This is a genomic window from Ruegeria sp. AD6 (assembly GCF_056542325.1).
In genome coordinates this window covers 355,624-380,476 of the sequence record NZ_JBQFZQ010000001.1, presented here as the reverse complement: position 1 = coordinate 380,476, position 24,853 = coordinate 355,624, and the positions used below count along the sequence as shown (strand labels likewise).

23 protein-coding genes and 2 tRNA genes are annotated in these 24,853 nt (G+C 58.8%); 18 read left to right on the top strand and 7 right to left on the bottom strand.

Going from position 1 to position 24,853, the window contains the following annotated elements; all coding sequences use genetic code 11:
• Positions 1-34 precede the first annotated feature (34 nt).
• The 3 genes from dnaG to ACR0KJ_RS01730 all read right to left on the bottom strand — a co-directional run bounded on the left by dnaG (position 35) and on the right by ACR0KJ_RS01730 (position 3,920).
• Positions 35-1,984 carry a DNA primase gene (gene dnaG, locus ACR0KJ_RS01740; protein ID WP_480625838.1) on the bottom strand — a complete coding sequence of 650 codons (1,950 nt, stop codon included), beginning with the start codon at positions 1,982-1,984 and terminating at the stop codon, positions 35-37.
• Between the two features lie 79 nt (positions 1,985-2,063).
• On the bottom strand, positions 2,064-2,360 hold the full coding sequence (locus tag ACR0KJ_RS01735) for a hypothetical protein (RefSeq protein ID WP_170451594.1): 297 nt from the start codon (positions 2,358-2,360) through the stop codon (positions 2,064-2,066).
• Positions 2,361-2,489: 129 nt separating this feature from the next.
• Positions 2,490-3,920, bottom strand: coding sequence for a Glu/Leu/Phe/Val family dehydrogenase (locus ACR0KJ_RS01730; protein ID WP_170451596.1), 1,431 nt, complete (start codon positions 3,918-3,920; stop codon positions 2,490-2,492).
• A 327-nt stretch (positions 3,921-4,247) separates the two neighbouring features.
• Here ACR0KJ_RS01730 and ACR0KJ_RS01725 point away from each other — a divergent pair, with 327 nt between their 5' ends.
• From ACR0KJ_RS01725 to ACR0KJ_RS01715, 3 genes are read left to right on the top strand one after another with little or no spacing between them, the layout of a single operon-like run.
• Positions 4,248-6,149: a pilus assembly protein TadG-related protein gene (locus ACR0KJ_RS01725; protein WP_480625837.1), complete on the top strand. Its 1,902-nt coding sequence runs from the start codon at positions 4,248-4,250 to the stop codon at positions 6,147-6,149.
• The gene (locus ACR0KJ_RS01720) at positions 6,146-6,748 is read left to right on the top strand and encodes a TadE family protein (protein ID WP_170517710.1); all 603 of its coding nucleotides are present in this window, start codon (positions 6,146-6,148) and stop codon (positions 6,746-6,748) included. The genes ACR0KJ_RS01725 and ACR0KJ_RS01720 overlap by 4 nt, the downstream gene beginning before the upstream one ends.
• Positions 6,735-7,337, top strand: a complete 603-nt coding sequence (locus ACR0KJ_RS01715) for a hypothetical protein (protein ID WP_170451602.1) — start codon at positions 6,735-6,737, stop codon at positions 7,335-7,337. Before ACR0KJ_RS01720 ends, ACR0KJ_RS01715 begins: the two co-directional genes overlap by 14 nt.
• Here the strand turns inward: ACR0KJ_RS01715 and ACR0KJ_RS01710 are convergent.
• Positions 7,334-7,747, bottom strand: coding sequence for a hypothetical protein (locus tag ACR0KJ_RS01710; protein ID WP_480581731.1), 414 nt, complete (start codon positions 7,745-7,747; stop codon positions 7,334-7,336). The two genes, ACR0KJ_RS01715 and ACR0KJ_RS01710, sit on opposite strands and share 4 nt — an antisense overlap.
• A gap of 221 nt (positions 7,748-7,968) precedes the next feature.
• Between ACR0KJ_RS01710 and ACR0KJ_RS01705 the strand changes: the two genes are divergently transcribed.
• Complete coding sequence (locus tag ACR0KJ_RS01705) at positions 7,969-8,880, top strand: pirin family protein (RefSeq protein WP_170621567.1); 912 nt, start codon at positions 7,969-7,971, stop codon at positions 8,878-8,880.
• A 23-nt stretch (positions 8,881-8,903) separates the two neighbouring features.
• Here ACR0KJ_RS01705 and ACR0KJ_RS01700 read toward each other — a convergent pair whose 3' ends face one another.
• A complete protein-coding gene (locus ACR0KJ_RS01700; protein WP_170621566.1) occupies positions 8,904-9,491 on the bottom strand; it encodes a TetR/AcrR family transcriptional regulator in 588 nt (195 codons plus the stop codon).
• A 102-nt stretch (positions 9,492-9,593) separates the two neighbouring features.
• Between ACR0KJ_RS01700 and ACR0KJ_RS01695 the strand changes: the two genes are divergently transcribed.
• The 6 genes from ACR0KJ_RS01695 (at position 9,594) to ACR0KJ_RS01670 (ending at position 14,419) form a co-directional block, all read left to right on the top strand.
• Entirely contained in the window at positions 9,594-9,842 is a 249-nt protein-coding gene (locus ACR0KJ_RS01695) for a hypothetical protein (protein ID WP_170621565.1), read from the top strand.
• A 118-nt stretch (positions 9,843-9,960) separates the two neighbouring features.
• Positions 9,961-11,247, top strand: a complete 1,287-nt coding sequence (locus ACR0KJ_RS01690; RefSeq protein WP_480625836.1) for a homoserine dehydrogenase — start codon at positions 9,961-9,963, stop codon at positions 11,245-11,247.
• Positions 11,248-11,318: 71 nt separating this feature from the next.
• Positions 11,319-12,299 carry a class II fructose-bisphosphatase gene (gene glpX, locus ACR0KJ_RS01685; protein WP_170630339.1) on the top strand — a complete coding sequence of 327 codons (981 nt, stop codon included), beginning with the start codon at positions 11,319-11,321 and terminating at the stop codon, positions 12,297-12,299.
• Between the two features lie 94 nt (positions 12,300-12,393).
• Positions 12,394-14,136 (top strand): single-stranded-DNA-specific exonuclease RecJ, encoded by a 1,743-nt coding sequence (recJ, locus tag ACR0KJ_RS01680; RefSeq protein ID WP_480625835.1) that lies wholly within the window; start codon positions 12,394-12,396, stop codon positions 14,134-14,136.
• A 107-nt stretch (positions 14,137-14,243) separates the two neighbouring features.
• A tRNA-Glu gene (locus tag ACR0KJ_RS01675) sits at positions 14,244-14,318 on the top strand.
• 26 nt (positions 14,319-14,344) lie between these two features.
• Positions 14,345-14,419 (top strand) — tRNA-Glu (locus ACR0KJ_RS01670).
• Between the two features lie 39 nt (positions 14,420-14,458).
• Here ACR0KJ_RS01670 and ACR0KJ_RS01665 read toward each other — a convergent pair.
• On the bottom strand, positions 14,459-15,238 hold the full coding sequence (locus ACR0KJ_RS01665; protein ID WP_480581738.1) for a DeoR/GlpR family DNA-binding transcription regulator: 780 nt from the start codon (positions 15,236-15,238) through the stop codon (positions 14,459-14,461).
• 542 nt (positions 15,239-15,780) lie between these two features.
• Here ACR0KJ_RS01665 and ACR0KJ_RS01660 point away from each other — a divergent pair.
• From ACR0KJ_RS01660 to ACR0KJ_RS01625, 8 genes are all read left to right on the top strand, one after another.
• Positions 15,781-17,520, top strand: coding sequence for an ABC transporter substrate-binding protein (locus ACR0KJ_RS01660; RefSeq protein ID WP_480625834.1), 1,740 nt, complete (start codon positions 15,781-15,783; stop codon positions 17,518-17,520).
• Positions 17,521-17,581: 61 nt separating this feature from the next.
• Complete coding sequence (locus tag ACR0KJ_RS01655) at positions 17,582-18,631, top strand: ABC transporter ATP-binding protein (protein WP_480625833.1); 1,050 nt, start codon at positions 17,582-17,584, stop codon at positions 18,629-18,631.
• 1 nt (position 18,632) lies between these two features.
• On the top strand, positions 18,633-19,709 hold the full coding sequence (locus ACR0KJ_RS01650; protein WP_170451619.1) for an ABC transporter ATP-binding protein: 1,077 nt from the start codon (positions 18,633-18,635) through the stop codon (positions 19,707-19,709).
• Positions 19,706-20,569, top strand: a complete 864-nt coding sequence (locus ACR0KJ_RS01645; protein ID WP_058280832.1) for a carbohydrate ABC transporter permease — start codon at positions 19,706-19,708, stop codon at positions 20,567-20,569. The genes ACR0KJ_RS01650 and ACR0KJ_RS01645 overlap by 4 nt, the downstream gene beginning before the upstream one ends.
• Positions 20,566-21,363 carry a carbohydrate ABC transporter permease gene (locus tag ACR0KJ_RS01640; protein WP_058280831.1) on the top strand — a complete coding sequence of 266 codons (798 nt, stop codon included), beginning with the start codon at positions 20,566-20,568 and terminating at the stop codon, positions 21,361-21,363. The genes ACR0KJ_RS01645 and ACR0KJ_RS01640 overlap by 4 nt, the downstream gene beginning before the upstream one ends.
• A gap of 140 nt (positions 21,364-21,503) precedes the next feature.
• A complete protein-coding gene (locus tag ACR0KJ_RS01635; protein WP_480626265.1) occupies positions 21,504-21,773 on the top strand; it encodes a DUF2160 domain-containing protein in 270 nt (89 codons plus the stop codon).
• A 65-nt stretch (positions 21,774-21,838) separates the two neighbouring features.
• Positions 21,839-22,234, top strand: a complete 396-nt coding sequence (locus ACR0KJ_RS01630; protein ID WP_170451622.1) for a BlaI/MecI/CopY family transcriptional regulator — start codon at positions 21,839-21,841, stop codon at positions 22,232-22,234.
• A complete protein-coding gene (locus ACR0KJ_RS01625; RefSeq protein WP_480625832.1) occupies positions 22,221-23,318 on the top strand; it encodes a M56 family metallopeptidase in 1,098 nt (365 codons plus the stop codon). Before ACR0KJ_RS01630 ends, ACR0KJ_RS01625 begins: the two co-directional genes overlap by 14 nt.
• A gap of 5 nt (positions 23,319-23,323) precedes the next feature.
• On the opposite strand, the gene ACR0KJ_RS01620 is transcribed toward ACR0KJ_RS01625, so the two are convergent.
• A complete protein-coding gene (locus ACR0KJ_RS01620) occupies positions 23,324-24,727 on the bottom strand; it encodes an MATE family efflux transporter (RefSeq protein WP_480625831.1) in 1,404 nt (467 codons plus the stop codon).
• Positions 24,728-24,853: the final 126 nt, after the last annotated feature.

Genomic DNA, 24,853 nt, shown 5'->3' with positions numbered 1-24,853 from the left:
TTTTTCTTTTCCAGTGCCTTATGAAAACACCACTTTACCGGCGTTTCCGCTCGAAATTGATACCGGACATGATCGCCTCAAACGCATCCTTCTCGTCGCGGTTGATTCGCGCACCGTTGTCGGCGATGTCGAAAATGGCCCTGTCCTCGTTCTGGCTGCGGCTTGCGCGGTTACGCTCTTCGGCGGCCTGACCCACCCGATACGTCAGTGACTCATCAGCCAAGTCGGACAGTTCCTCAGTTGCTTCGGCAATCTCAGCATCCAACCCCCGGAGCGCTTTGATTTTCGCGAGTTCCTCGGCCAGCGTCATCTCGGCCTTTTCAACGTCGCCCGGTTTGAACACACAGGGGATCACTGCGACATGGCGAAGGCCCAGCAGGTTTTCAAGGGGCTCGGGCCCCAAAGTTTCAGCGATGTGGTCTTTCAGATTGTCCGGGTCGTCGATCGCATGGCGCAGAATGGCATCGCGCAAGGCCGCGTGATCCGGATCGCGGCACTCCATATCCTCAAGTTGGTGTTCGAACTGAACAACCACCTGCGGGTTCAGAATGGCAATGGCCAGAATGGCCGCCTCACGCAGGTGGATATCCGCATTCTCCGAAGAGGCCAGGAATGACGACCGCGCGCCCGGCGTTGCCGGTTGCTTCGGCGGCTGCCATTTGCCACGCGGTTGCCACGCACGGTTTTGTGACTGTCTCTGCGGGCGAAACAGTTGCCAGCGCAAATCCTTGATCTCTTGCCCGTAATGGGACCGGATCGATGGGTCGCGGATCAACTTGATCTTATCGCGCAGCACCTTGTCCAACGCCGCCTTGCGTTCGGGGCTGTCGAAAACTTTGCCTTCGGTTTCGCGCTGCCACAGCAGCTTGACCATCGGGATCGCACCATCGAGAACCGCTTGTACGGCCCCCGGCCCTTCGGCGCGCAGCAGGTCGTCAGGGTCCTGCCCTTCGGGCATGATGGCAAAGCGCAGGGACTTACCAGCTTCCAGCAACGGCAGCGCCAGATCAACCGCCCGCATCGCCGCGCGCAGACCCGCCGTGTCACCATCCAGCGCGATGATCGGCTCGTCCGAAACACGCCACAGCAGTTGCAGTTGATGTTCGGTAATCGCCGTCCCCAAAGGGGCCACCGACGCACCAAATCCGGCCTCGGCCAGCGCGATCACGTCCATGTAGCCCTCGGCCACGATCAGCGGCTGCCCCTTGCCCGCCGCCTGACGCGCGGGGCCATGGTTGTAAAGACTGCGGCCTTTGTCGAACAGGTCCGTCTCGGGTGAGTTCAGGTATTTGGCGTTGTCATTCGGGTCCATCGCGCGACCACCAAACGCAATGCAGCGCCCGCGCGGATCGCGGATCGGATACATGATCCGGTTGCGGAACGTGTCATAGGGCTTTTTGCCCTTGTTCGAGGGCTTGGCCAGCCCTGCGCCCAGGATCAGATCCTCGGCCACGTTCTTATTGGTCAAATGATCCCACAGCGCCTGCCAGCCATCGGGGGCAAAGCCAATCTCCCACCGATCCAGCGCCTGCGTGTCCAGCCCGCGACGGGTCAGGTAATCGCGGGCGGCCGCCCCTGCCCCGGTCTTCAGTTGCAGCCGGAAAAACTGTACCGCCTGCTCCATCACCTCAGCCAGTTGCGAGCGGCGGTCCTGTTTTTCCTGCGCATTGGGGTCACGGGCAGGCATCGGCATCCCGGCCTCGCGGGCCAGAATCTCGACCGCTTCGATGAACGAGACATTCTCGGTCTCTTTCACGAAACTGATGGCATCGCCTTTCGCGTGACAGCCAAAACAGTAGTAAAACCCTTTTTGATCATCCACATGAAATGACGCGGTTTTTTCGTGGTGGAAGGGGCACGGCGCCCACATATCTCCCTTGCCCTGATTGGATTTGCGTGGGTCCCAAATGACCTTTCGCCCAACCACCTGAGACAGGCTCAGCCGGGTACGCAACTCATCCAGAAATCCGGGGGGCAAAGACATGGATCAAACCTGCCAGAAATGAAAACCCGCGCCAAGGGGAAGGCACGGGCTTATCCACAAGGAAATGCGGGATTGTGGATTACTGCTGCAAACACAGCTCCAACCAGGCGGCACCGAGGTCCTTTTTGCGTACATCGCGCATCTTCTGTTCGTAGACCCAAGGTGTGATCAGCGGGATCGCGGCATTGTAGTTCTCGGGCCAGGTCGGACTGCTGTCGGCAACCGCCTGCGGGACATCGCGTTCTTTCACCCTGTCCAAACGCGCCTGCTGAATCGCGGCAACCACATCGGCCTGATACTTGCAGCTTTCTTCCTTGGTTTCAGCAGCGGCCAAGGGCGTGGCAAGCACAGCGGCGGCGATAGCGATACGCAACATTTAGGTCTCCCGGAATCGTTTGTTCGACGGCAGCTTACCCGCCCGCAGCCAGACCTGCCATTGCCCATTTCGGAAAGGTTGTTGGTGTTTCATGAGGGGGCGGACCAACCGCCCCCCTTCCGGCCGAGATCAGAGGCCCTTGGCCCGATAGCTGCTGGCCACGCGGTCGATTGCGACAATATAGGCCGCGGTCCGCAAATCCTCGACATCGTCGCGGCTGTGCCAGACCTCGCGCATCGACTGGTAGGCAATGCGCATGGTGTCATCCAGGCCCGACCGCACAAGCTCCAGCTCGTCCGCGCCCTTCAGGTACTTGGCCTTGAAGTCCGGCGACATCGACCAGGCATCACCGAGATAGCGATCGAGCCGCTCCAATTCGCTGACAATCAGCTCATGCCGCGCCTCTTCCTGACGGCGCTGCATCCGGCCAAAGCGAATATGGCTGAGGTTCTTGACCCACTCGAAATAGGACACCGTCACACCGCCCGCATTGGCATACATATCAGGGATGATCACCGTGCCCTTCTTGCGCAGGATTTCATCGGCCCCGGCCGTCACCGGACCGTTCGCGGCTTCGATGATCAGCGGCGCCTGAATGCGCTCAGCGTTACTGAGATTGATCACACCTTCCAAAGCAGCCGGGATCAGGATGTCGCATTCGGCCTCCAACACGGCCCCGCCTTCGGCAGAGTGGGTCGCGTCCGGATAATTCTTGACGCCGCCATGCTTGACGATCCACTGGCGCACGGCTTCGACGTCGATACCGTCGGGGTTATACAGCGCCCCATCCCATTCGATGATCCCCACAATGCGCGAGCCATCTTCTTCGCTGAGGAATTTCGCAGCGTGATAGCCCACATTACCGAGCCCCTGCACCACAATGCGTTTCCCGTCCAGTTTGCCGGACAACCCGGCTTTGGCGATGTCTTCCGGGTGGCGGAAAAACTCGCGCAGAGCATACTGAATGCCGCGCCCCGTTGCCTCGACCCGCCCGGCGATGCCGCCCGCGTTCAACGGCTTGCCGGTCACACAGGCCCGCGCGTTGATATCGGTTGTGTTCATCCGCGCGTATTGGTCGGCCATCCAGGCCATTTCACGTTCACCGGTCCCCATGTCAGGGGCCGGAACATTCTGCGACGGATTGATCAGGTCACGCTTGGCAAGCTCGTAGGCAAAGCGCCGCGTGATCTGTTCCAGCTCATGTTCCTCGTACTGGCGCGGATCGATGCATAGCCCGCCTTTCGAGCCGCCAAAGGGCGTTTCAACCAGCGCACATTTGTAGGTCATCAGCGCGGCCAGCGCCTCGACTTCGTCCTGGTTGACCGCCGTGGCGTAACGAATACCGCCTTTTACAGGCTCCATATGTTCGGAATGAACCGAGCGGTAACCGGTGAACGTGTGAATTTCGCCGCGCAATCGAACCCCGAACCGCACCGTGTAGGTGGCGTTGCAGACCCGTATCTTTTCCTCCAACCCCGGGGGCATATCCATCAGGGACGCCGCCCTGTTGAACATCAGGTCAACACTCTCACGAAAGCTGGGTTCTTTGATGCCGGTCATAAAATCCTCCGTACCGGTAACTGACAAACGTCATGACGTTTTGTCGCACCACTTACTCGATGCTGCAATCTTCTCTTGCACTTTTTTTCATCACTTCCTGAAGGATTGGTTATCGGTTAAGGGCCTGAGTCGTCCGGTTAACACTTGCCCCGGAATTGTTCGCCCTGACGAAACAAAGCTGACAAGCAGCCCCAAACTGCGGCCGATTTTCATTCAATAATAGCATCATAGTGGCAAAGGCGCCCAAATCTCGCCACGTTCCACGGCTAATTTATTAAAGTTGCGACGGACTGAGATCAGTGTGCCTGACCGGCAGAGGGACTCATTATGAAGAAATTTGACTGGAAGCGGATTATCGACAAACCAAAGCGCGCAGACCGGCATGGATCTGCGCCGCATTCGTTTGTCCGGTCAGAAGACGGGACCATGACGATCTTTACGCTGGTCCTTATAATGATCGTATTTGCCGTCGGAGGATTTGCCGTTGACATCATGCGCTTTGACCACGAGCGCGCGCGGCTTCAATACTCGCTGGATCGTGCAGTTTTGGCGGCGACCGACCTGGCGCAGGACCTTTGCCCCACAGAAGTCATCGAAGATTATCTGGATAAAGAAGGTTTAAAAGAATTTCTTCTGAAGGATCAAATTGTCATCGAACCTGCAAACCTTTGCGGTTCCGACGCTGTGACCATTGAAGGTTTCCGTCGCGTCGAGGCGACCGCAGTTATGCCCGTCAAAATGCACTTCATGCAGTGGTGGGACGTTGATACGATCACGACTTCGGTTGTCAGCGCCGCGGAAGAAGCGCTGGGGAATGTCGAGATTTCGATGGTTCTGGATGTTTCTGGCTCGATGAACCGGAACAGCCGCCTTACGACGCTGAAACTGGCGGCACAGGAATTTGTGCAGGAAATGGTCGATAAATCCGAAGACGGCAAAATGTCGATTTCGATCATTCCTTACGCGACGCAAGTTGCGCTGCCGGATTCTGTGATGGGGTATCTTAACACAGACGGCGTTAATCCGCACGCAAACTGCATCAACTTTGAAACCGCGCAGTTTCAGACCAGCGATTTCGATCTGAACCTGGTGTATGATCGCACACTGCATTTCACGCACTGGGGCAACTACGACCAGCGCCCGATCAATAACAATTTGGTCTACAGCGAGATTTGTGAGACCGACGAGAACCGTGAAGTGATGATCTTTCAGAAGGATGCAGACCTTCTAAAAGATAAAATTGACTCGTTTGTCGCGGATGGGAATACGTCGATCGACCTTGGCGTTAAATGGGGCCTGACCCTGCTTGACGACAGCTTCCAACCCGTGATTGCGCAGATGGCTGCCGAAGGTGACGTGCCGTCCGAGTTCGCGTCCCGCCCGGACAACCCGCGAAGCGGCGACACACTCAAAGTCATGATTCTAATGACGGACGGGGCGAATACCACCCAATACTGGACGAACGATCCCTACCGCGAAGGGAAATCCGGCGTTTGCTGGAACGATAGGCTGAACGAATACGTGTCTTACGCGGAGTTGGATGACAATAACGAGATCACGATTGAATTCGGTACAGACTACATCTGGCCAGATGTCAACATGATCGAATGGGACTCGTCAAACGGCGGCGCGTATTGGGTCAGAGACGAGTTTCAGCCGACTTGCTTTGGCAATTCGATTGTGAACACCGAAACCCTCACCTACGTTAACGCGGACAGCGTCGCCACAGCTGAAGAAGTAGACCCAACCGGTGAATACGTAAGAGGGTTTATTCAGTATCGTTGCCTGGCCTTCTCCGGCACCACAGGAGAATGCGTAAGCGTTGATAGGGACAATCCGCGCGTAAAAACCTACCTTGAGTTAGACGTAGAGCCTTCGGACAACCTGACGTGGCCAGAGTTGTGGGAACGGGCAACGCGATACAACCTGTACCAACGCTTCTATGACTATTACGGTTCTAATTGGGCATACAACTTTTACTATGACGCCGTTTCGTCAAGCGGCCAGGGCACGAAAGACCCTCGTGTACGCTCGATGTGCACCTACGCCAAAGACCAAATGGGTGTCGTAATCTTTACTATCTCGTTGGAAGCCCCGAGCGCAGGCCGTGCGATAATGCAGCACTGCCGCACGGACGTCGGAACATATTATGAAGCGACACCAGAAGATCTGCCAAACGTATTTGCCTCGATTACATCGAGCATTCGGAACCTGAGGCTCACACAATGATCAAACGTCTTGTAAATAATCTGCGCCGATTTCGCAGCAAAGAAGACGGAATGGCCACCATCGAATTCGTCTTTTGGTTCCCGGTCTTCATGATGACAACCTATTCCGGTGTCGAAATGGGGATCGTGGCCTGGAACCACACCAACTTGGAACGGGCACTGGATGAGACCATTCAGGACGTCCGTATGAACCGTATTGAAGAATACGATTCTAGCATCGGCGCAGTGTGGACGCATACCTTGCTGAAACAGATCATTTGCGACAAGGCTGGCGTCATCCCGGATTGTTTCGACAATCTGGCATTGGAAATGCTCTCGATCAATCCTTACGCAGAAGACAGTATCTTCAGCGACAATCCCGAGTCAGATCTCGGCAGCGTATTCAGCAACCCTTATTGCGTTGATACGCCTGAAGAAGTGCGCGGAAAAGAAGACCAGTTGTTCACGCCCGGTACGTCCAATCAATTGATGGTCGTTCGGGCTTGCATTGAAGTCGATCCGCTGTTTTTTGGCACAACGCTGGGACGATTGGCCCAACAAGACCCAGACGGCCAGTACGAACTGCATTCAACAACGGTGTTTGTCCATGAACCGTTTTAAGAAGTACATCGTTCAACCAACAGCCAATCGGCTCGCACGTTTCTTCCGCAAGGAGGACGGGATCGTGAGCATCGAGGCGGTCATGATTTTTCCGCTTCTGTTCTGGTCAATCTGGGCCTCCTACACATTCTTTGACGGCTATCGTCAAAGCGCTCGAAACCTGAAGGCGGCCTATGCAGTCGCTGACATTCTTTCTCGCGAAAAGAACTTGGTTACGGCCAATTACATTTCGAACATGTATGACCTGCAAAAATTCATGGTCGCAGACCGGTCAACTGTGTCTATGCGAATTTCTTTCGTCCGCTTTAACGCGGGCGAAAACGAAGCGGACGGAGGAAGCTACGAAAAGCTCTGGTCTTGCGTCCGAGGCGACAGCTTTGACGAATTGGATAACCAAACTCTTAACGAAGAATTCAAAGGGCGTATTCCTGTAATGGCGGACAGGGCCACAATGATCCTGGTCGAAACAAAAGACTGGTATACTCGACCCTTCAGAATCGGGTACGGGGATCATTCGTTCGCCATCGACAAGTTTATTTTCACTCAACCGCGTGGATATACGCAGATTGTCGCAGCTGACGACTGCTAAACCCCTTCCCTCTCCATCAGCATGGCCGAGAGCATTTCTGACATGAACTTGGCCTCGGAGGCGGCGGTCATGCCGCCGACGCCAACACGTCGTCCAAGCCGCCACCACAATCCTGGTGCCCAGGTGTTACCCGGTTTCGACCGCATGCGGACCAGAAATCCGTTTGACGGCTTGAAGGCGAACACGCCCCGGTCCACCGCTTCGATCTCGTCCACGATTGCGATCACCTGCCCTGTTCCGGTGCGCAGTTCGGTACGGGTCAGTTCGATCCGGTCCTGCGTTGCGTGCCAGACGCGATAGGCCAGCCACATAGCCGCCCCACCAACGACCAGCAGGAAAATCTGCCACATCAGCGCGGGTGGGGTGGCAAAGGCGACATACAGAACAAGAAGGCCAACAGTTGACAACATAGCAACCCCCGCCCAGCGTCTGGGCGCTGAGGCCTCTATTGTTGCCAGCACTTCATCTTGCATGGATGCCTCCGCTTTGTACGGGACCCGTCTATCCGCTTTTTCCACGGAAAAACAGGGCCACCGATATCTGCACAAATTCGCACAAGTCCAGTGGGTTTATGCAAATTGACCGCAGCAATGCAGGGGTTACATGCTGTGCAAAGGAATAGGAGGCACTCATGTCCCTGAGACCCACTTTGGAAACCCGCAAAGCCATGCCCACGATGGAAGGGGCTGGCGTCAAATTACATCGCGCGTTCGGATTTCAGGATCCGTCGGAACTGGACCCGTTTCTGCTGTTCGATGATTTCCGCAACGAGCGTCCGCAGGACTATCAGGCCGGATTTCCATGGCACCCCCATCGCGGGATCGAAACCATCACCTATGTGCTGGCCGGAACGGTCGAGCATTCGGATTCGCTTGGCAACAGCGGCACGCTGGGCGCAGGCGATGTGCAATGGATGACCGCCGGGTCGGGCATTCTGCATCAGGAGATGCCGCACGGGAATACCAGCGGTCAGATGCATGGCTTTCAACTTTGGGGCAACCTGCCCTCGGCCCAGAAGATGACTGCGCCGCGCTATCAGGATGTGCAAAGCAAGGACATCCCCGAGGTCATCGACGATGACGGCACAATCGTGCGCGTGATTGTGGGTGAGTTCTGGGGCAAGACCGGCCCGGTGGATGGCATTGCAGCGGACCCTCAGTATCTGGATGTTCAGATCCCGGCGGGTGTGAAAAAGACCTTTCGCATCGATACCTACCGCCGCGCCTTTGCCTATGTCTTTCAGGGGCAGGCCGCGTTTGCCGATGCCTCGCAGCCGACCGGCGTTCTGTTGGAAAAAGAAATTGCCGGGGAAGAGGTGAACATCCGCGATATGTCCGGTGACCGTACTCTGGTGCGCTTTGGAACAGGCGATGAGGTCACCGTTCAGGCCGGGCCCGAGGGCGTGCGCTTTCTGCTGATCTCGGGCGCGCCGATTGATGAGCCTGTGGCCTGGCATGGCCCGATTGTGATGAACACGCGGGCCGAACTGGAACAGGCGTTTCGCGAACTGCGCAACGGCACCTTCATCCGCCCGGCGCATTAGCCGTCAAAGCGGCCTGGCTTCGGTCAGGCCGCGACCGCGCGGCGAACCATGTCCCAGTAAATCTGCTCGACCTCGTCCAGCGACAGCCGCCCTCCGGCCCGATACCATGTCATGACGCCGTTCAGCATTGCGATCACCGCAAGCGTCGCGATCTTGGTGTCCGAAATCGCAAATTCACCCGCTTGCTGGCCCTTGTGCAGGATCGTTTCCAGCGCGTCTTCGTATCGGCGGCGCAGGTCTTCGATCTCGGTAAAGTTCTCGGGCGTCAGATTGCGCAACTCCATATAGGCGATAAAGACCTCGTCCGGGCGTTCCAGATGGAAGCGGATATGGAAACCAACAAAGCGGCGCAACGCCTCTTGCGGATCGGATGCGGTGTTCAAATCGGCATAGGCCTGCAACAGATCCTGCATGTGTTCGCGCATCAGGCGGAACAGCAGGCTTTGTTTGTCCGGGGTGTAGTTGTAAAGCGCCCCGGCCTGTACCCCGACCTCTTTTGCGATCTGGCGCATCGACACCGCCGCATAGCCGTGACGGGCAAAAAGCCTTAACGCGGCGCCGCGAATGCGCGGTCCGGTGATGTCCGAATGTGATCCCTGTGTGCGTGCCATGAAAACACCGTATCTGAACAAACGTTCAGATAGAAGCCCGCTTGATCCGATCCGGCAAAAGGTGCATCACGGGGGGACCTGCGCCAGAGAGAGCCTTTGTCGATGAAAGCTTTGCCCTTTTTGATCCTGACGGTTGTTCTGGCAAGCTGTGCCGATATTCCGGAGTTGGACGGGGTCGAACCGCGCGGGATCCAAAAAGCCGCCTATCCACGTCTGATCCCGCTGCAGGACACGCTGGGCGCACCGGTGGATCCTGTCAGCGAGGCGGAAGAGGTCGAAGAAGACCTGACCACCCGCAGCGAGGCGCTGAAGAAAAAGGCCGAAGCGCTTCAGAACGCTGAAACCAACTAGCTTAAACCGGTCAGGGCCTAGTGACGGATTGCACCCCCGGCCTGAACCCGCTAAGGCAGCGCTGAACGGACAAAAGCGTCCGGTTTCAGAACATGTCGAGCGGAAAGGAACCCACGGAATGACACAGGCGCTGCGGCTTGGAATTGCGGGCTTGGGAACGGTTGGTGTGGGTGTCGTCAAGATCATCCGCCGTCATGCGGATCTGCTGCAGGCCCGCACGGGGCGTCGGATCGAAATCGTGGCCGTGTCGGCCCGCGACCCCAACAAGGATCGCGGCGTGAACCTCTCTGACTATGCGTGGGAGGTTGATCCGGTCGCTTTGGCCAAGCGCGACGACATTGACGTCTATGTGGAACTGATGGGCGGCGAGAACGGCCCGGCCAAAGCCTCGGTCGAGGCGGCACTGGCCAGTGGCAAGGATGTGGTCACCGCAAACAAGGCGCTGCTGGCGATCCACGGTCAGGACCTGGCGGAACAGGCCGAGGCCGCAGGGCGCGTCATCCGGTTCGAGGCCGCCGTGGCGGGCGGTATCCCGGTGATCAAATCGCTGACCGAAGGTCTGGCCGGGAACGAAATTACCCGCGTCATGGGCGTCATGAACGGCACCTGCAACTATATCCTGACCCGGATGCAATCGCAGCGTCAGGGCTATAACGCGCTGTTCGACGAATGTGCCGAACTTGGCTATCTGGAAGCGGATCCGAACCTCGATGTGGGCGGCATTGACGCCGCGCATAAGCTGGCGCTGCTGTCGTCAATTGCGTTCGGCACCAAACCGAACTTCGATGGGATCGAGATCGAAGGCATTCAGCAGATCAGCCTGGAAGATATCGATCAGGCCCATGACATGGGCTTTCGCATCAAACTGCTGGGCGTGGCTCAGCGCACTGCGCGCGGGTTGGAGCAGCGGATGCAGCCTTGCCTTGTGCCCAGCGACTCGCCACTGGGTCAGTTGGAAGGCGGAACCAATATGGTCGTGATCGAAGGCGACGCGGTGGAACAAGTTGTGCTGCGTGGCCCGGGTGCGGGCGAAGGCCCGACCGCAAGCGCGGTGATGGGCGATGTCTGTGATCTGGCTCGTGGCCTTCAGATCCCGACCTTCGGACGCCCGGCGACCACGCTGGAAGACGCCACCCCGGCCCGTACCGGCCTGCCTGCCCCTTACTATCTGCGGCTGGCCCTGTTCGACAAACCGGGCGCACTGGCCAAAATCGCCGCCATTCTGGGCGATGCGGGTGTCTCGATCGACCGGATGCGTCAGTATGGGCACAGCGAAGATACCGCGCCTGTTCTGATCGTGACGCATAAGACCACCCGCGCGACCCTTGACGTGGCGCTGGACGGGTTCCGCGACACGGATGTTGTTGCCGGTGAGCCTGTTGCCTTGCGGATCGAACAGGTCTGACCCCTTGCGGCCTGCGCCTTGTGCAGGCTATGCCAGACGTACCGTCATTGCCGACCAAAGGAATACATCGCATGAGTGCTGCCAAGATCGATTTTAACGACCGCCTGTTGTCATTGGGACTTGCGCGTGTCGCAGAACAGGCGGCGCTTGCCTCGGCCTCGCTGGTGGGGCGCGGTGACGAGAAAGCCGCCGACCAGGCCGCAGTCAACGCGATGCGCGAGCAGTTGAACCTGCTGGATATCGCGGGCGTGGTCGTCATCGGTGAAGGTGAACGGGATGAGGCACCGATGCTGTATATCGGTGAAGAGGTCGGCACCGGGAACGGCCCCGGAGTGGACATCGCGCTGGACCCGCTGGAAGGCACCACGCTGACGGCCAAGGACATGCCCAATGCGCTGACCGTGATCGCCATGGGTCCGCGCGGGTCGATGCTGCACGCGCCGGATGTTTATATGGACAAGCTGGCCGTGGGTCCGGGCTACGCTGAAGGCGTCGTTAATCTGGACATGAGCCCGCGTGAGCGTGTTGAGGCCCTGGCCAAGGCCAAAGGCTGCGAGCCTGCCGATATCACCGTCTGCATTCTGGAACGCCCGCGCCACGAGGCGATGATTGCCGAAGTGCGTGAAACCGGAGCCTCGATCCGCCTGATCACCGATGGTGACGTGGCGGGCGTGATGCATTGCGCCGAAAGCGAAGTGACCGGCATCGACATGTATATGGGTCAAGGCGGCGCGCCCGAGGGCGTTCTGGCCGCGGCCGCGCTGAAATGTATGGGGGGTCAGATTTTTGGCCGCTTGCTGTTCCGCAATGATGACGAACGTGGCCGTGCGGCCAAAGCGGGCATCACCGATCTAGACCGCGTCTATGCGCGCGATGAAATGGTGACCGCAGATGTGATCTTTGCCGCGACCGGCGTGACCGGAGGCTCGCTGCTGCCGCGCATCAAGCGTGAGCCGGGTTGGGTTGAGACCACGACGCTGCTGATGCGCTCGAAAACTGGCTCAGTCCGCCGTATGTCATATCGCACGCCGATGTGGTCGCACGACACCTGATAGCGGCTTGCGCCGCTGCCTTCGGCGAGAGTATTTGTAAAAAGATGAAGAGGCCGGGTCCGCAAGGGTCCGGCCTTGGCACATGAGGGGCGCGATGGGTTTTCTTGGGGTGGAGCAATCGTTGACGGGGCGGTGTTGGGTGGGCCCCTCGCCCGAGGTTGAGCGCGCGACCGAGATGCTGGCACAACAAGCCGACCTGCCGCGCGCGGTTTGTCAGGTTCTGGCGCGGCGCGGTGTTCCTCCGATGGAGGCGGCTGGCTTTCTGGAGCCGAAGCTGAAAGAGCTGTTGCCGGATCCGCGCAGCTTGAAGGATATGGAGGTCGCAGCGGCGCGGTTTCTGAAAGCTGTTCGGGACAAACAGCGGATCGCGGTTTTCGCGGACTATGACGTGGATGGCGGCAGTTCGGCAGCTTTGCTGCTGGTTTGGTTACGTCAGATGGGGCTTCAGGCGACGCTTTACGTACCCGACCGGATTGATGAGGGGTATGGGCCGAATGTTCCCGCCATGCAGGAACTGGCGGCGCGGCACGATCTGATAATTTGCGTTGATTGCGGCACTTTGAGTCATGAGCCGATCGCGGCGGCCAAAGGCGCGGATGTCATCGTTCTGGATCACCATTTGGGCGGTGAGACCCTGCCTGATTGCGTCGCCGTCGTGAACCCGAACCGACAGGATGAAAGCGGCGATCTGGGCTATTTCTGCGCGGCTGGGGTGGTCTTTCTGATGCTGGTTGAGGCCGGGCGGCAAATGCGTGAAGCCGGGGCGCAGGGACCGGATCTGGTGTCTCTGCTGGATTTGGTTGCTCTGGCCACCGTCGCCGACGTGGCCCCTTTGATCGGGGCCAATCGTGCTTTGGTGCGACAGGGGTTGAAGGTCATGGCCGGGCGGCAACGGCCCGGTCTTGTTGCCCTGTCGGATGTCGCGCGGATGGATTCCGCCCCCAACAGCTATCACCTAGGATTTCTGCTGGGGCCTCGGGTCAATGCGGGCGGGCGCATCGGTCAGGCCGATCTGGGCGCGCGGTTGCTCAGCACCGACTCGATGACCGAAGCCGAAGCCCTGTCCCAGCGACTGGATGCGTTGAATTCCGAACGACGTGACATTGAAAATGCCGTGCGCGCTGCAGCGCTGGAACAGGCTGAGGAACGCGGTCTGGACGCGCCACTTGTCTGGGCCGCTGGCGAGGGCTGGCATCCCGGCGTCGTCGGTATTGTCGCCTCTCGCCTAAAAGAAGCCGCGAACCGCCCCGCCATCGTCATCGGCTTTGACGGGGATGAGGGCAAGGGCTCGGGCCGGTCGGTGTCGGGTGTCGATTTGGGGGCTTCGATCCAGCGGCTGGCGGCCGAGGGGCTGCTGGTCAAAGGCGGCGGCCACAAAATGGCGGCGGGGCTGACCGTGATGCGGGACCAATTGGAACCGGCGATGGAACGTCTGTCGGAACTGCTGGCCAAACAAGGCGCGGGGCAAGGCGGCCCGGCGGACTTGAAGCTGGATGGCGCTTTGATGCCCGGCGCGGCCACCGTAGACCTGATCGAACAGATTGAAAAGGCAGGCCCTTTTGGGGCCAGCGCCCCTGCCCCACGCTATGCCCTGCCCGATCTGCAGGTACGGTTTGCCAAACGCGTGGGCGAGTCGCATCTGAAACTTTCCCTGTCCGACGGGCTGAGCAGCGGGTTGGACGCCATCGCCTTTGGGGCATTCGACGGGCCCTTGGGCGAGAGGCTTTCGAACCACGGCGGCGCGCGGTTTCATTTTGCCGGTCGGCTCGAAGTGAATTCCTGGGGTGGTCGTCAAAACGTACAGCTTCGGCTTGAGGATGCGGCGGAGGCCAATTGAGCGGATTTCCGGTCTGTTTCGAGCCACCAAAAAACTTTCGCATCCCTGCATTTTTCGGCTTGCGGGGGTCGGGGTGAAACCGTAAAAGGCCCTCCACAAGCCAGCGTGGCCCGTTCGTCTATCGGTTAGGACGCCAGGTTTTCAACCTGGAAAGAGGGGTTCGATTCCCCTACGGGCTGCCATTTTTGCTTGTGCGCCAATACCCAGTGGCCCGTTCGTCTATCGGTTAGGACGCCAGGTTTTCAACCTGGAAAGAGGGGTTCGATTCCCCTACGGGCTGCCATTTCCTTCCTATATCGCGAACGAAAACAGCTGCGATGGCTCAGGCAGACGCGATTTGCATGTCTATGCCCCATTCTGCGATCTGATCGGCCAGCGCTCCGTCCGGGGCTTTGTCCGTTACCAATATGTGAATCCGGCGCGGATCCGGGCCCACATAGGGTGCCGATACGTCGTATTTGTAATGCGCTGCCGCCATCACAACCTGATCCGCATTCTGCACCACGACGGATGCAAGATCCGCCTCGCCAAGGCTTTGATACAAAAACCCTTTGCTGTCCGAAATCGCGTCGGTGCTGAGGATCGCAAGGTCAAAGGCATAACGCTGCAGCTGCCGGTGCGCCACGTGGCCGAATGTTCCCCGTTCGTCGCTTTGCATCTCGCCCCCCAACAAATGCACCCGGTTGCCATTGACGCCCACCAGGGTCAGCCCCACCACGATTGAGTTTGTCACGATGGTCAGGTTCTCGGCATGGCGCAGTTCCTCTGCCACAAAAGCGGTCGTCGATCCGACGTCCAGAAAGATGGTCATCCGGTCCCTGACCATCCGCGCGACATGCTGCGCTATGAGGCGTTTTTCGTCAGCATGTTGCGAAATACGGCGGAAAAATCCGGGATCGCCCTGTGCCCCCGCCAGATAAACACCGCCATGAACGCGTTCGACTGTGCCGGCGCTGGACAAGGCTTTGATCGTACGACGCACCGTCTCTTCGGAGACATTCAACATCGTGGCCAGTTCCGAGTTCCGGGCCGTCCCGCCAAGACGTTTCAGGGCGTCCAGCAGTTCAAGCTCGCGATGGGTATTGAGGACGGGCTTTTTCAAGGTCGGCTCCGAAAAATCAAACTGGCGTACAAACTACGAAGCCGAGCCGGCAAATCCAGCAGATTTACAATTCGCACTGCGATCTCTGGCAGGGTTGGTTATTCGGGCAACAGCGCGGATCGGTACTATGAGGGGGCCATTGCCTTGGCATTGGGGGCGAATCGCGATTCTGGCTGCGCCGTAGGGCTGCGAGCGTGTAATTGGCCCCTAAAAACAGTGTCCGCCAAATGAGCCAAAAACAGCCGCATATAAGGTGTATCGCCGTCGGTCTTCGGAACAGAATTTCAGAGCATATGGGTTCAGGGCATCGATTATTCTCACGCGAACGCGTCACGTATCCCAAGGTTGATTGCGCTTTTTAAATATTACTTTACAATTACTTAGATACAAGATGCGAACCAAGAAACGGCGCGGGGTTCGCATCCGAATTCCTCTCCGATCCTCATTTACTAAAAATTTAGTTTGACACATATGCAAAAAATCGCTGATGCTGAGCGCCATCCGGTTAGCGCCGGACAACCATAATCTTTGGGAGGAGACAGATGCGGAGACATCTACTTTCCGCAGTGGCGGCGGCTGCCGTCATTGCGGGGCACGGTCCCGTTTGGGCCGACGAAGCCGCAGCACAGCGTTGGATCGATGATGAGTTCCAGCCGTCCAGCTTGTCGAAAGACGAACAGATGGCGGAAATGCAGTGGTTCATCAAAGCTGCCGAACCCTATGCCGGAATGGAACTGAACGTTCTGTCGGAAAGCATCCCCACGCATTCCTATGAATCCGAGGTTCTGGCCAAAGCGTTCGAGGAAATCACCGGTATCAAGGTCAATCATCAGATACTTGGTGAGGGCGAAGTGGTTCAGGCCGTTCAAACCCAGATGCAGACCGGCCGAAACCTGTATGACGGCTATGTCAATGACAGCGACCTGATCGGCACCCACTCGCGCCTGCAACTGGCTTATAACCTCACCGAACAGATGGGCGGCGACTGGGCGGCGACAACCTCACCGACGCTGGATCTGGATGACTTCATGGGCATTCAGTTCACCACTGGCCCGGATGGCAACCTGTATCAGCTGCCGGATCAGCAGTTTGCGAACCTCTACTGGTTCCGCAAGGACTGGTTCGATGACGAAGCCAACAAAGCCGCGTTCAAAGAGAAATACGGCTATGATCTGGGCGTTCCGGTCAACTGGTCGGCCTATGAGGACATCGCCGAATTCTTCACCAATGACGTCAAGGAAGTCGACGGTGTGGCGATCTATGGCCATATGGACTACGGCAAACGCGCGCCTGACTTGGGCTGGCGTATGACCGACGCATGGCTGTCGATGGCCGGTGCCGGTGACGTGGGCGAGCCGAACGGTGTTCCGGTCGATGAATGGGGCATCCGCATGGAAGCGGGCACCTGCAATCCGGTTGGCGCTTCGGTGTCGCGCGGTGGTGCTGCAAACGGTCCGGCTGCGGTCTATGCGATCCGCAAATGGGATGAATGGCTGCGGGCTTACGCCCCTCCGGGTGCGGCGTCCTATGACTTCTACCAGTCGCTGCCCGCGCTTAGCCAAGGCAACGTGGCCCAGCAGATCTTCTGGTACACCGCCTTTACCGCCGACATGGTCAAGCCGAAGTCCGAAGGCAACAATACTGTCGACGGCGAAGGCACGCCGCTATGGCGGATGGCGCCCAGCCCGCATGGCCCCTATTGGGAAGAAGGCCAGAAGGTTGGCTATCAGGACGTGGGGTCGTGGACCTTCCTGAAATCGACCCCTTCGGATCGTGCTCAGGCGGCCTGGCTGTACGCTCAGTTCGTGACGTCGAAAACTGTCGATGTGAAGAAATCCCACGTGGGTCTGACCTTCGCACGCGACAGCTCGGTCAATCACGAGTCGTTCACCGAACGCGCGCCCAAGCTGGGTGGTCTGGTCGAGTTCTACCGCTCGCCTGACCGTGTGGCCTGGTCGCCGACCGGCATCAACGTGCCGGATTATCCGAAGCTGGCCCAGATCTGGTGGCAGCAGATCGGTGACGTGAACTCGGGCGCGTTCACTCCGCAAGAGGCGATGGATCGTCTGGCCGAAGAGATGGACATCACCATGTCCCGGATGCAGGCGGCGGACGAAGCAGCCAATGTCTACGGCGGCTGTGGCCCCCGCCTGAACGAGCCGCAGGATCCGTCCTTCTGGCTGGAAAAGGCCGGTTCGCCCAAGGCGAAGCTGGAGAACGAAAAGCCGCAGGGTCAGACCGTCAACTATGACGAACTGGTTCAGCGCTGGCAGTCCCAGTAAACGCAACATCGTAGGCCGGGCTTCAGCCCGGCCTACCCCAAATACCCCACGAGTTTCCCCGATGATCGAACTACAGGACGCGACCAAACGGGTCGGCAACGTCATCCATATCAAGCCTACAAACCTGACGCTGCAAACCGGCCATTTCAATGTGCTGCTGGGCGCGACCGGCTCGGGAAAGACCTCGCTTATCAAGATGATGGCCGGGCTGGACCCGATCGCCTCGGGCAAGGTTTTGATGGATGGGCAGGATGTGACCCGGCTGAACACGCAGAAGCGGCAGATCAGTCTGGTGCACCAGTTTTTCGTCAACTACCCGCATATGAGCGTGTTCGACAACATCGCCTCGCCCCTGCGCGTGGCGGGCATGGCAAAGTCCGAGATCGAGGGCCGCGTCGAAGAGGCTGCCGACCTGCTGCAACTGCGTCCCATGCTGCACCGCCGCCCGCATGAGCTGTCGGGCGGGCAACAGCAACGTACTGCGCTGGCGCGGGCGATTACCAAGGAAAGCCGCGCTGTTTTTCTGGACGAGCCGCTGGCCAATCTCGACTACAAGCTGCGCGAAGAACTGCGTGAGCAACTGCCCGACCTGTTTGCAGGACGCGGCGCAGTGGTGGTCTATGCCACATCGGAACCCGAAGAGGCCCTGCTGTTGGGTGGTCACACCGCCCTGATGGAAGATGGCTGCGTGACACAGTTCGGCCCCACCGCCGACATTTACCGCAACCCAGAAAACATCGCCGCTGCGCGCGTCTTTTCGGATCCGCCAATCAATGTGGGTCGGGTCAAAGTGACAGGCGCGATGGCGCAATTGGAAGGCGGCGGACGCTGGAATGTCTCGGGCATGGCAGATGGCGACTACTCCGTCGCCGTACGCCCGCATCGCGTAACTCCGTTCCGAACGTCGGAAGCGGATGTTGAACTGACGGGCCGGGTGATCGTGACTGAACTGTCGGGCTCAGATTCCAGCGCACATTTCCAGCATGGCGAGGATGCATGGGTCTCTCTGGCCGCAGGGGTACATCCCTACCGGGTGGGTGAGGACCACAGTTTCTACATGAACCCGGCCCATTGCCGGTATTTCGGCCAAGACGGCCAAAGGGTCGCGTGACATGGCTCAGATCAAGCTTTCAAACCTGCGGCACAGCTATATGCCCTCACCCAAAGGCCCTGAGGACTATGCGCTGAAGGAAATCGACGTAACCTGGCGCGACGGCGGCGCATATGCGCTGCTTGGCCCGTCGGGCTGCGGCAAGTCCACGTTGCTGAACATCATCTCGGGCCTGCTGACACCGTCTGAGGGGCAGATTCTGTTCGATGGTCAGGACGTCACCGCCCTGCCCCCCGATCAGCGTAACATCGCACAGGTGTTCCAGTTCCCGGTGATCTACGACACGATGACAGTGGGCGAAAACCTTGCTTTCCCGTTGAAAAACCGGGGTGTTGACCCGGCGACCATCAAACGCCGCGTCGATGAGATCGCCGAGATGCTGGACGTCACGGATATGCTAAACACCCGCGCCTCGGGCCTCAGCCCTGACAACAAACAGAAGATCTCGATGGGTCGCGGGCTGGTCCGCGACGACGTGAACGCGGTGATGTTCGATGAACCGTTGACCGTGATCGACCCGCATCTGAAATGGAAGCTGCGGTCCAAACTGAAAGAACTGCACCAGCGCGTGCAGGCCACGATGATCTACGTGACCCACGACCAGACCGAGGCGCTGACCTTCGCTGATGAAGTCGTGGTGATGCAAGACGGCGAGGTGGTGCAGATCGGCACACCGGTTGAACTGTTCGAGCGCCCTCAGCACACCTTCGTCGGCCACTTCATCGGCTCACCCGGCATGAACGTGCTGCCCTGCGAGGCCAAGGGCGATCGGGCCGTGTTCGAGGGCCACGAGGTCATGCTGGAAGGCCCGACCCATGGCGACGGAGGCCGCACCGATCTGGGCATCCGCCCTGAATATGTGGGCTTTGGCGATACCGGTATCCCGGCGCATGTGACCAAAGTTTCCGACATTGGCCGCCACTACGTCGTCAGCGCGATGGTCGGCAACACCGCCCTCAAAGCTGTCACGGAACATGAGGTTCCCGAACCGGGATCACAGGTTTTTCTGCAATTCAAACCCGAACAATCCCGCGTCTACCGCGACGGCTGGATCGCAACTCAGGAGCGGGCACAATGAGAACGGAAAACCAAAAGGCATGGTTCTTTGTCCTGCCGGTTCTGGCGCTGGTTGCTTTCAACGCGCTGGTGCCGATGATGACAGTGGTCAACTACTCGGTGCAGGAAACCTTCGGCAACAACCAGTTCTTCTGGGAAGGGCTTGGCTGGTTCGAACAGATCCTGCGGTCCGACCGGTTTCAGGCCGCGCTGGGGCGACAGTTCCTGTTCACCTTCCTGATCCTGCTGATCGAGGTGCCGCTGGGCATCATCGTCGCCCTTTCGATGCCCCGCAAAGGCTTCTGGGTGCCGGTCTGTCTGGTGCTGATGGCCCTGCCGATGCTGATCCCGTGGAACGTCGTGGGCTCGATGTGGAACATCTTCACGCTGCCCAAGATCGGGTTGTTGGGGTATTTCCTGAATGACGTTCTGGGCATCAACTATGACATGACGCAACAGCCGATCTCGGCCTGGATTACCGTCATCGTCATGGATGTCTGGCACTGGACGTCGCTGGTCGTGCTGCTGTGCTATGCGGGATTGGTCTCGATCCCGGATGCCTATTATCAAGCCGCCAAGATCGACGGGGCCAGCCCATGGTCGGTGTTCCGCTATATTCAGTTGCCCAAGATGAAAACCGTCCTGACCATCGCCGTCCTGCTGCGGTTCATGGACAGTTTCAACATCTATACCGAGCCCTTCGTTCTGACCGGCGGCGGCCCCGGAAACTCGACCACCTTGCTGTCGATCGACCTTGTGAAAATCGCGCTGGGACAGTTCGACCTTGGCCCTGCGGCGGCGATGAGCCTGATCTATTTCGCCATCACGCTGCTGGTGAGTTGGGTCTTCTACACTCTGATGACAAAGGATGACGCGCAATGAAGAAGCGGTCCCTTATCCCGATCCTCTATATCGCGTTCCTGATGCTGCCGATCTATTGGCTGGTGGCGATGTCCTTCAAAACGACAAACGAGATCCTGTCGGGCTTTTCCCTGTTTCCCCAGACCTTTACGCTGGAGAACTATATCACCATCTTCACCGATCCGACATGGTACTGGGGCTACATCAACTCGATCATCTACGTGACGATCAATACGGTGTTGTCGGTCTGTGTGGCCCTGCCTGCGGCCTATGCGTTCTCGCGCTATCGGTTCCTGGGCGACAAGCAGTTGTTCTTCTGGCTGCTGACCAACCGGATGGCCCCGGCGGCGGTTTTCGCGCTGCCCTTCTTCCAGCTTTATTCGTCGATCCACCTGTTCGACACCTATCTGGCTGTGGCGCTGGCACATACGCTGTTCAACGTGCCGCTGGCGGTGTGGATTTTGGAAGGCTTCATGCGCGGCATCCCCAAGGAACTGGATGAAACGGCTTATGTCGACGGCTATTCCTTCCCGCGCTTCTTCGTGACGATCTTCCTGCCCAATATCAAAGCGGGCGTCGGCGTCGCTGCCTTCTTCTGCTTCATGTTCTCATGGGTCGAGATGCTGCTGGCCAAAACCCTGACGGCGGTCGAGGCCAAACCCATCGCTGCCGTGATGACCCGCACCGCCTCCAGCGCGGGGTATGAGTTAGGTCTGCTGGCCGCCGCCGGAACCCTGACCATCATCCCCGGCGCCATCGTCATCTGGTTTGTCCGCAACTACATCGCGCGCGGTTTCGCGATGGGACGTGTGTGAGGTTCGATATGCGTAAACTTCTTCTCACCCTGCCCTTTTTGCCCACCATGGCATTCGCCCAGCAATCCGGATGGGGCAACGTCGGCCAGCAAGAGGAAAAAGGCTTCTCGTGGACCGATCCCCTGTGGCCCGATTTCTGGATGGCCTGGACCCCGGCGACCTTGGCCCTGTTTGTCGGCATCTTCTCGGCCATCGCCCTGATCGGTATTCTGGAAGGCTTCAAATACCGCGACGGGGTCGAGCGGCGCGGGGTTTTGGGCCTGACGACCACACTGGGCGACCGGCTGTTCATCACGCTTCTCGGCTCGGCCTATATCTTCCTCGCCTGGCTTGGGCTGGTCGGCCAACCGGTCTGGACCCCGCTTTTCCTGTCCATCGGCTGGGGCATCTTCGTCTTCTGGAAAGTTTAGACTTTGCGAAACGGCGAAAGGATGCTTGTCTGACAGGCAGACCAATCATGACGACACCGAGATCGATGCGTAAGAAAAAGACAACAAATCTGCTGACCGAAGTTGAACTGGAGTTCATGAACGAGCTTTGGGCGCTTGGTCACGGCTCGGTGCGGGATGTATTGGACCGCCTGCCCCCGGAACGGAATCTGGCCTATACATCAGGGGCCACGATCCTGCGTATTCTCGATGAAAAGGGATTTGTCGAAAGCCGCAAGGACGGCAAGACCCTGATCTACAGACCGCTTCTGGACAAGGACAGGTATCAGGCACGCTCACTTCAGAACCTGTCGCGGACGTTGTTTGACAACACGCCCGCCTCACTGGTCGCCCGGCTGGTCGATGATGAAGGTCTGAGCGAAACCGATCTGGAGGAAATTCGAGCACTGGTAGAGAGGAGACTGCAAAATGACCGCGGTTAAACCGGTACTCGACGCATTTCTGGAAATGAACATCGTGCTGGGCCTGTCGGCCCTTATCTGGCTGATCGCCCGCGCGGCTCTGGCCCGCACGTCACTGCGCACCGGGTTTATCTCGCAGCTGCACGCGTTCAAGGCGCTGTGTATTTGCGTTCTGGTCAGCCCGATCCTTGCGCTTGGCGTTTCGGCACTGTCCAGTCTGGCCTGGCCTGATCGGGGGTTTGCCCTTGGCGATATCGCGGTGGCCGCCTATCTGCGTGGCGACATTGCGATGCCTGCGACCCAGTTCGAAGCGTTGCTGAATACGCGCGAGCGTTGGGTCGATCTGGTGCTGTCCGGTCAATCCTCTGCCGTTACCGTTCTATTGGCCCTGCTGGCATGTGTCGCTGCCCTGCTGGCTTTGCGTGTCACACGCGACGCGCTTGCGATCCGCGACACGGTCACGTCCAGCTTTCTCTGGCGGCGATCCAACAAGGTCGATATCCGCCTGTCCGACCGTATCACCGTTCCTTTCGCCGTCCGCGGCCTGCGCCGCCGCCACGTGGTCTTGCCCAGTCACCTTCTGGATACCCCGCGCGAGCTGCGATTTGCACTGGCGCATGAGTTTCAGCACATCCGCGCAGGCGACGTCGAGTGGGAGTTGGGGTTCGAACTTCTGCGCCCCCTGCTGTTCTGGAACCCGGCTTATCTGATCCTGAAATACCAGTTCGACCGGTTGCGCGAACTGGCCTGCGACCAGTCGGTTGTCGCGCGCAAGCGGATTGATACAAGGGACTACACGACGTGTTTGCTGGATTACTGCGCACGTTCGGTCGCCAAAGGCAGCCCCCGTGTGTTGCATGTCGCAATGGTCACAAGCGGAAACGCCAAGCGCGTGCTGCGACAGCGGGTCATCGCGTTGACCGACACTCCGACCGTTTCCGCGCCCTTGCCGGTGGCCTTTCTGGGACTGACGCTGATCTTCGCGGCCTTGCTGGCCTTGGGATCCGCTTCGATCCAACAGACCGGAGACTGGAGCCATGATCGCATCATGCTGTCAACGGTCGTGAATTTGGAGCGGCTGGAAGCCCGCAATCAGGGCAACTGACGCCGTTACCACCCTCGCCGCCCGAATAGAGAGTGAAGGCGGTTTTGATCCGCAAAAGGCTCAATCGCTTGCGATCTTTGCAGGCCCGAGACAACGCGCATCACCATCACCCAACTGATGACGGCGAAAATGACGCCGCCAAACGCTTGACCCAGCAGAACTCCGGGCGCGCCTGCAAGGTATGAGCCCAAGGTCGCAAACACCCAGGTTCCAACCGTGTGGCGGCCCCAGTTGATCCATGTGGAATAGACCGGGTGGCCCAGATTGTTGAAGCTGGCATTGGCAACAAAGATCACCCCGTTGAAGAACGACGCCAGGGCCAGCGGCCCGCAGAACAGGTAGATCAGCACGCGGGTCTCGCCCTGCGCCACAAACAGATCCGCAATGGGGGCACGTAGCAGAAACAGGATTGCGGCCATGCCAAGGACATAAATCGCCGTGAATTTGATCCCTGCCAGATAGGCCGCGCGAACCCGGTCGAACTTCTCGGCCCCGAAATTCTGGCCGATAATGGGCCCGATCGCGCCAGAAAGCGCGAAGATCACCGAAAACGCCACCGGCAACAACCGCCCGATCACCGCCATACCCGCGACCGCATCTGTCCCGTACTGAGCAATCTCACGCACGACAATCGCGTTGCCAATCGGCGTTGCCACATTGGTCAGAACAGCGGGGATCGCGATGGCACGCACAGGCCGAAGGTCGCGCCCGACCTGTTTCAACGAGGGGCGCGCAAAGCCCTGATGCACGCGCAATGCGGGCCACAACGCCGCCGCCAACATGCACACCCGCGCCACGACCGAGGCAATGGCCGCGCCGTCCAGCCCCAGCCCAACCCCAAAGATCAGGATCGGATCGAGCACCGCGTTGACAAGCCCGCCATAGATCGTGGCCATCATCGACCGTCTGGCGTCCCCGTGCGCGCGCAGAAGGGCCATCGCCGCCATGGCAATCGACATAACCCACATGGTAGGCAGAATGATCGAGACATAGCGGGTCGCCAGCCGCAAAACCTCGCCTTCCGCGCCAAGCAATGACAGCAAAAAGCTGATATTTAACAATACCAAACCTGAGGTAATTGAACCGACAATCAGGCCCAGTGTCGCAACGCTGGACGCGTAGTGCCGTGCTTGTTCGGGCCTGCCTGCCCCAAGCTCGCGCGCGACAAGCGCCCCGGCCGCGATAGACAAGCCGATATTGATCGCGTTGGTGAAAAACAGCAGCGTCCCGGCATATCCGACGGCTGCGGCCAATGCGTCATTGCCCAGCATCGAGATAAAAACCATATCGACGAAATCGACGGCAAAAATCGCCATCAAACCAATGCTGGTTGTCAGTGACATCCGTGTCACATGCCGCATCAGGCTTCCGTTCAGAAACACCGCCTCACGCGGGGAAGTATCGGCCAAGGTTCTGTCCCATTATTGTGGTTTTGCAATCGTGTTCCGAAACGGTCCCAATGTGAAATACCTTATCCAAACTGAAACCGCTGTGTGAGGTTTTTGCGCCAAAAAGGTCTGATCACATGGGGACTG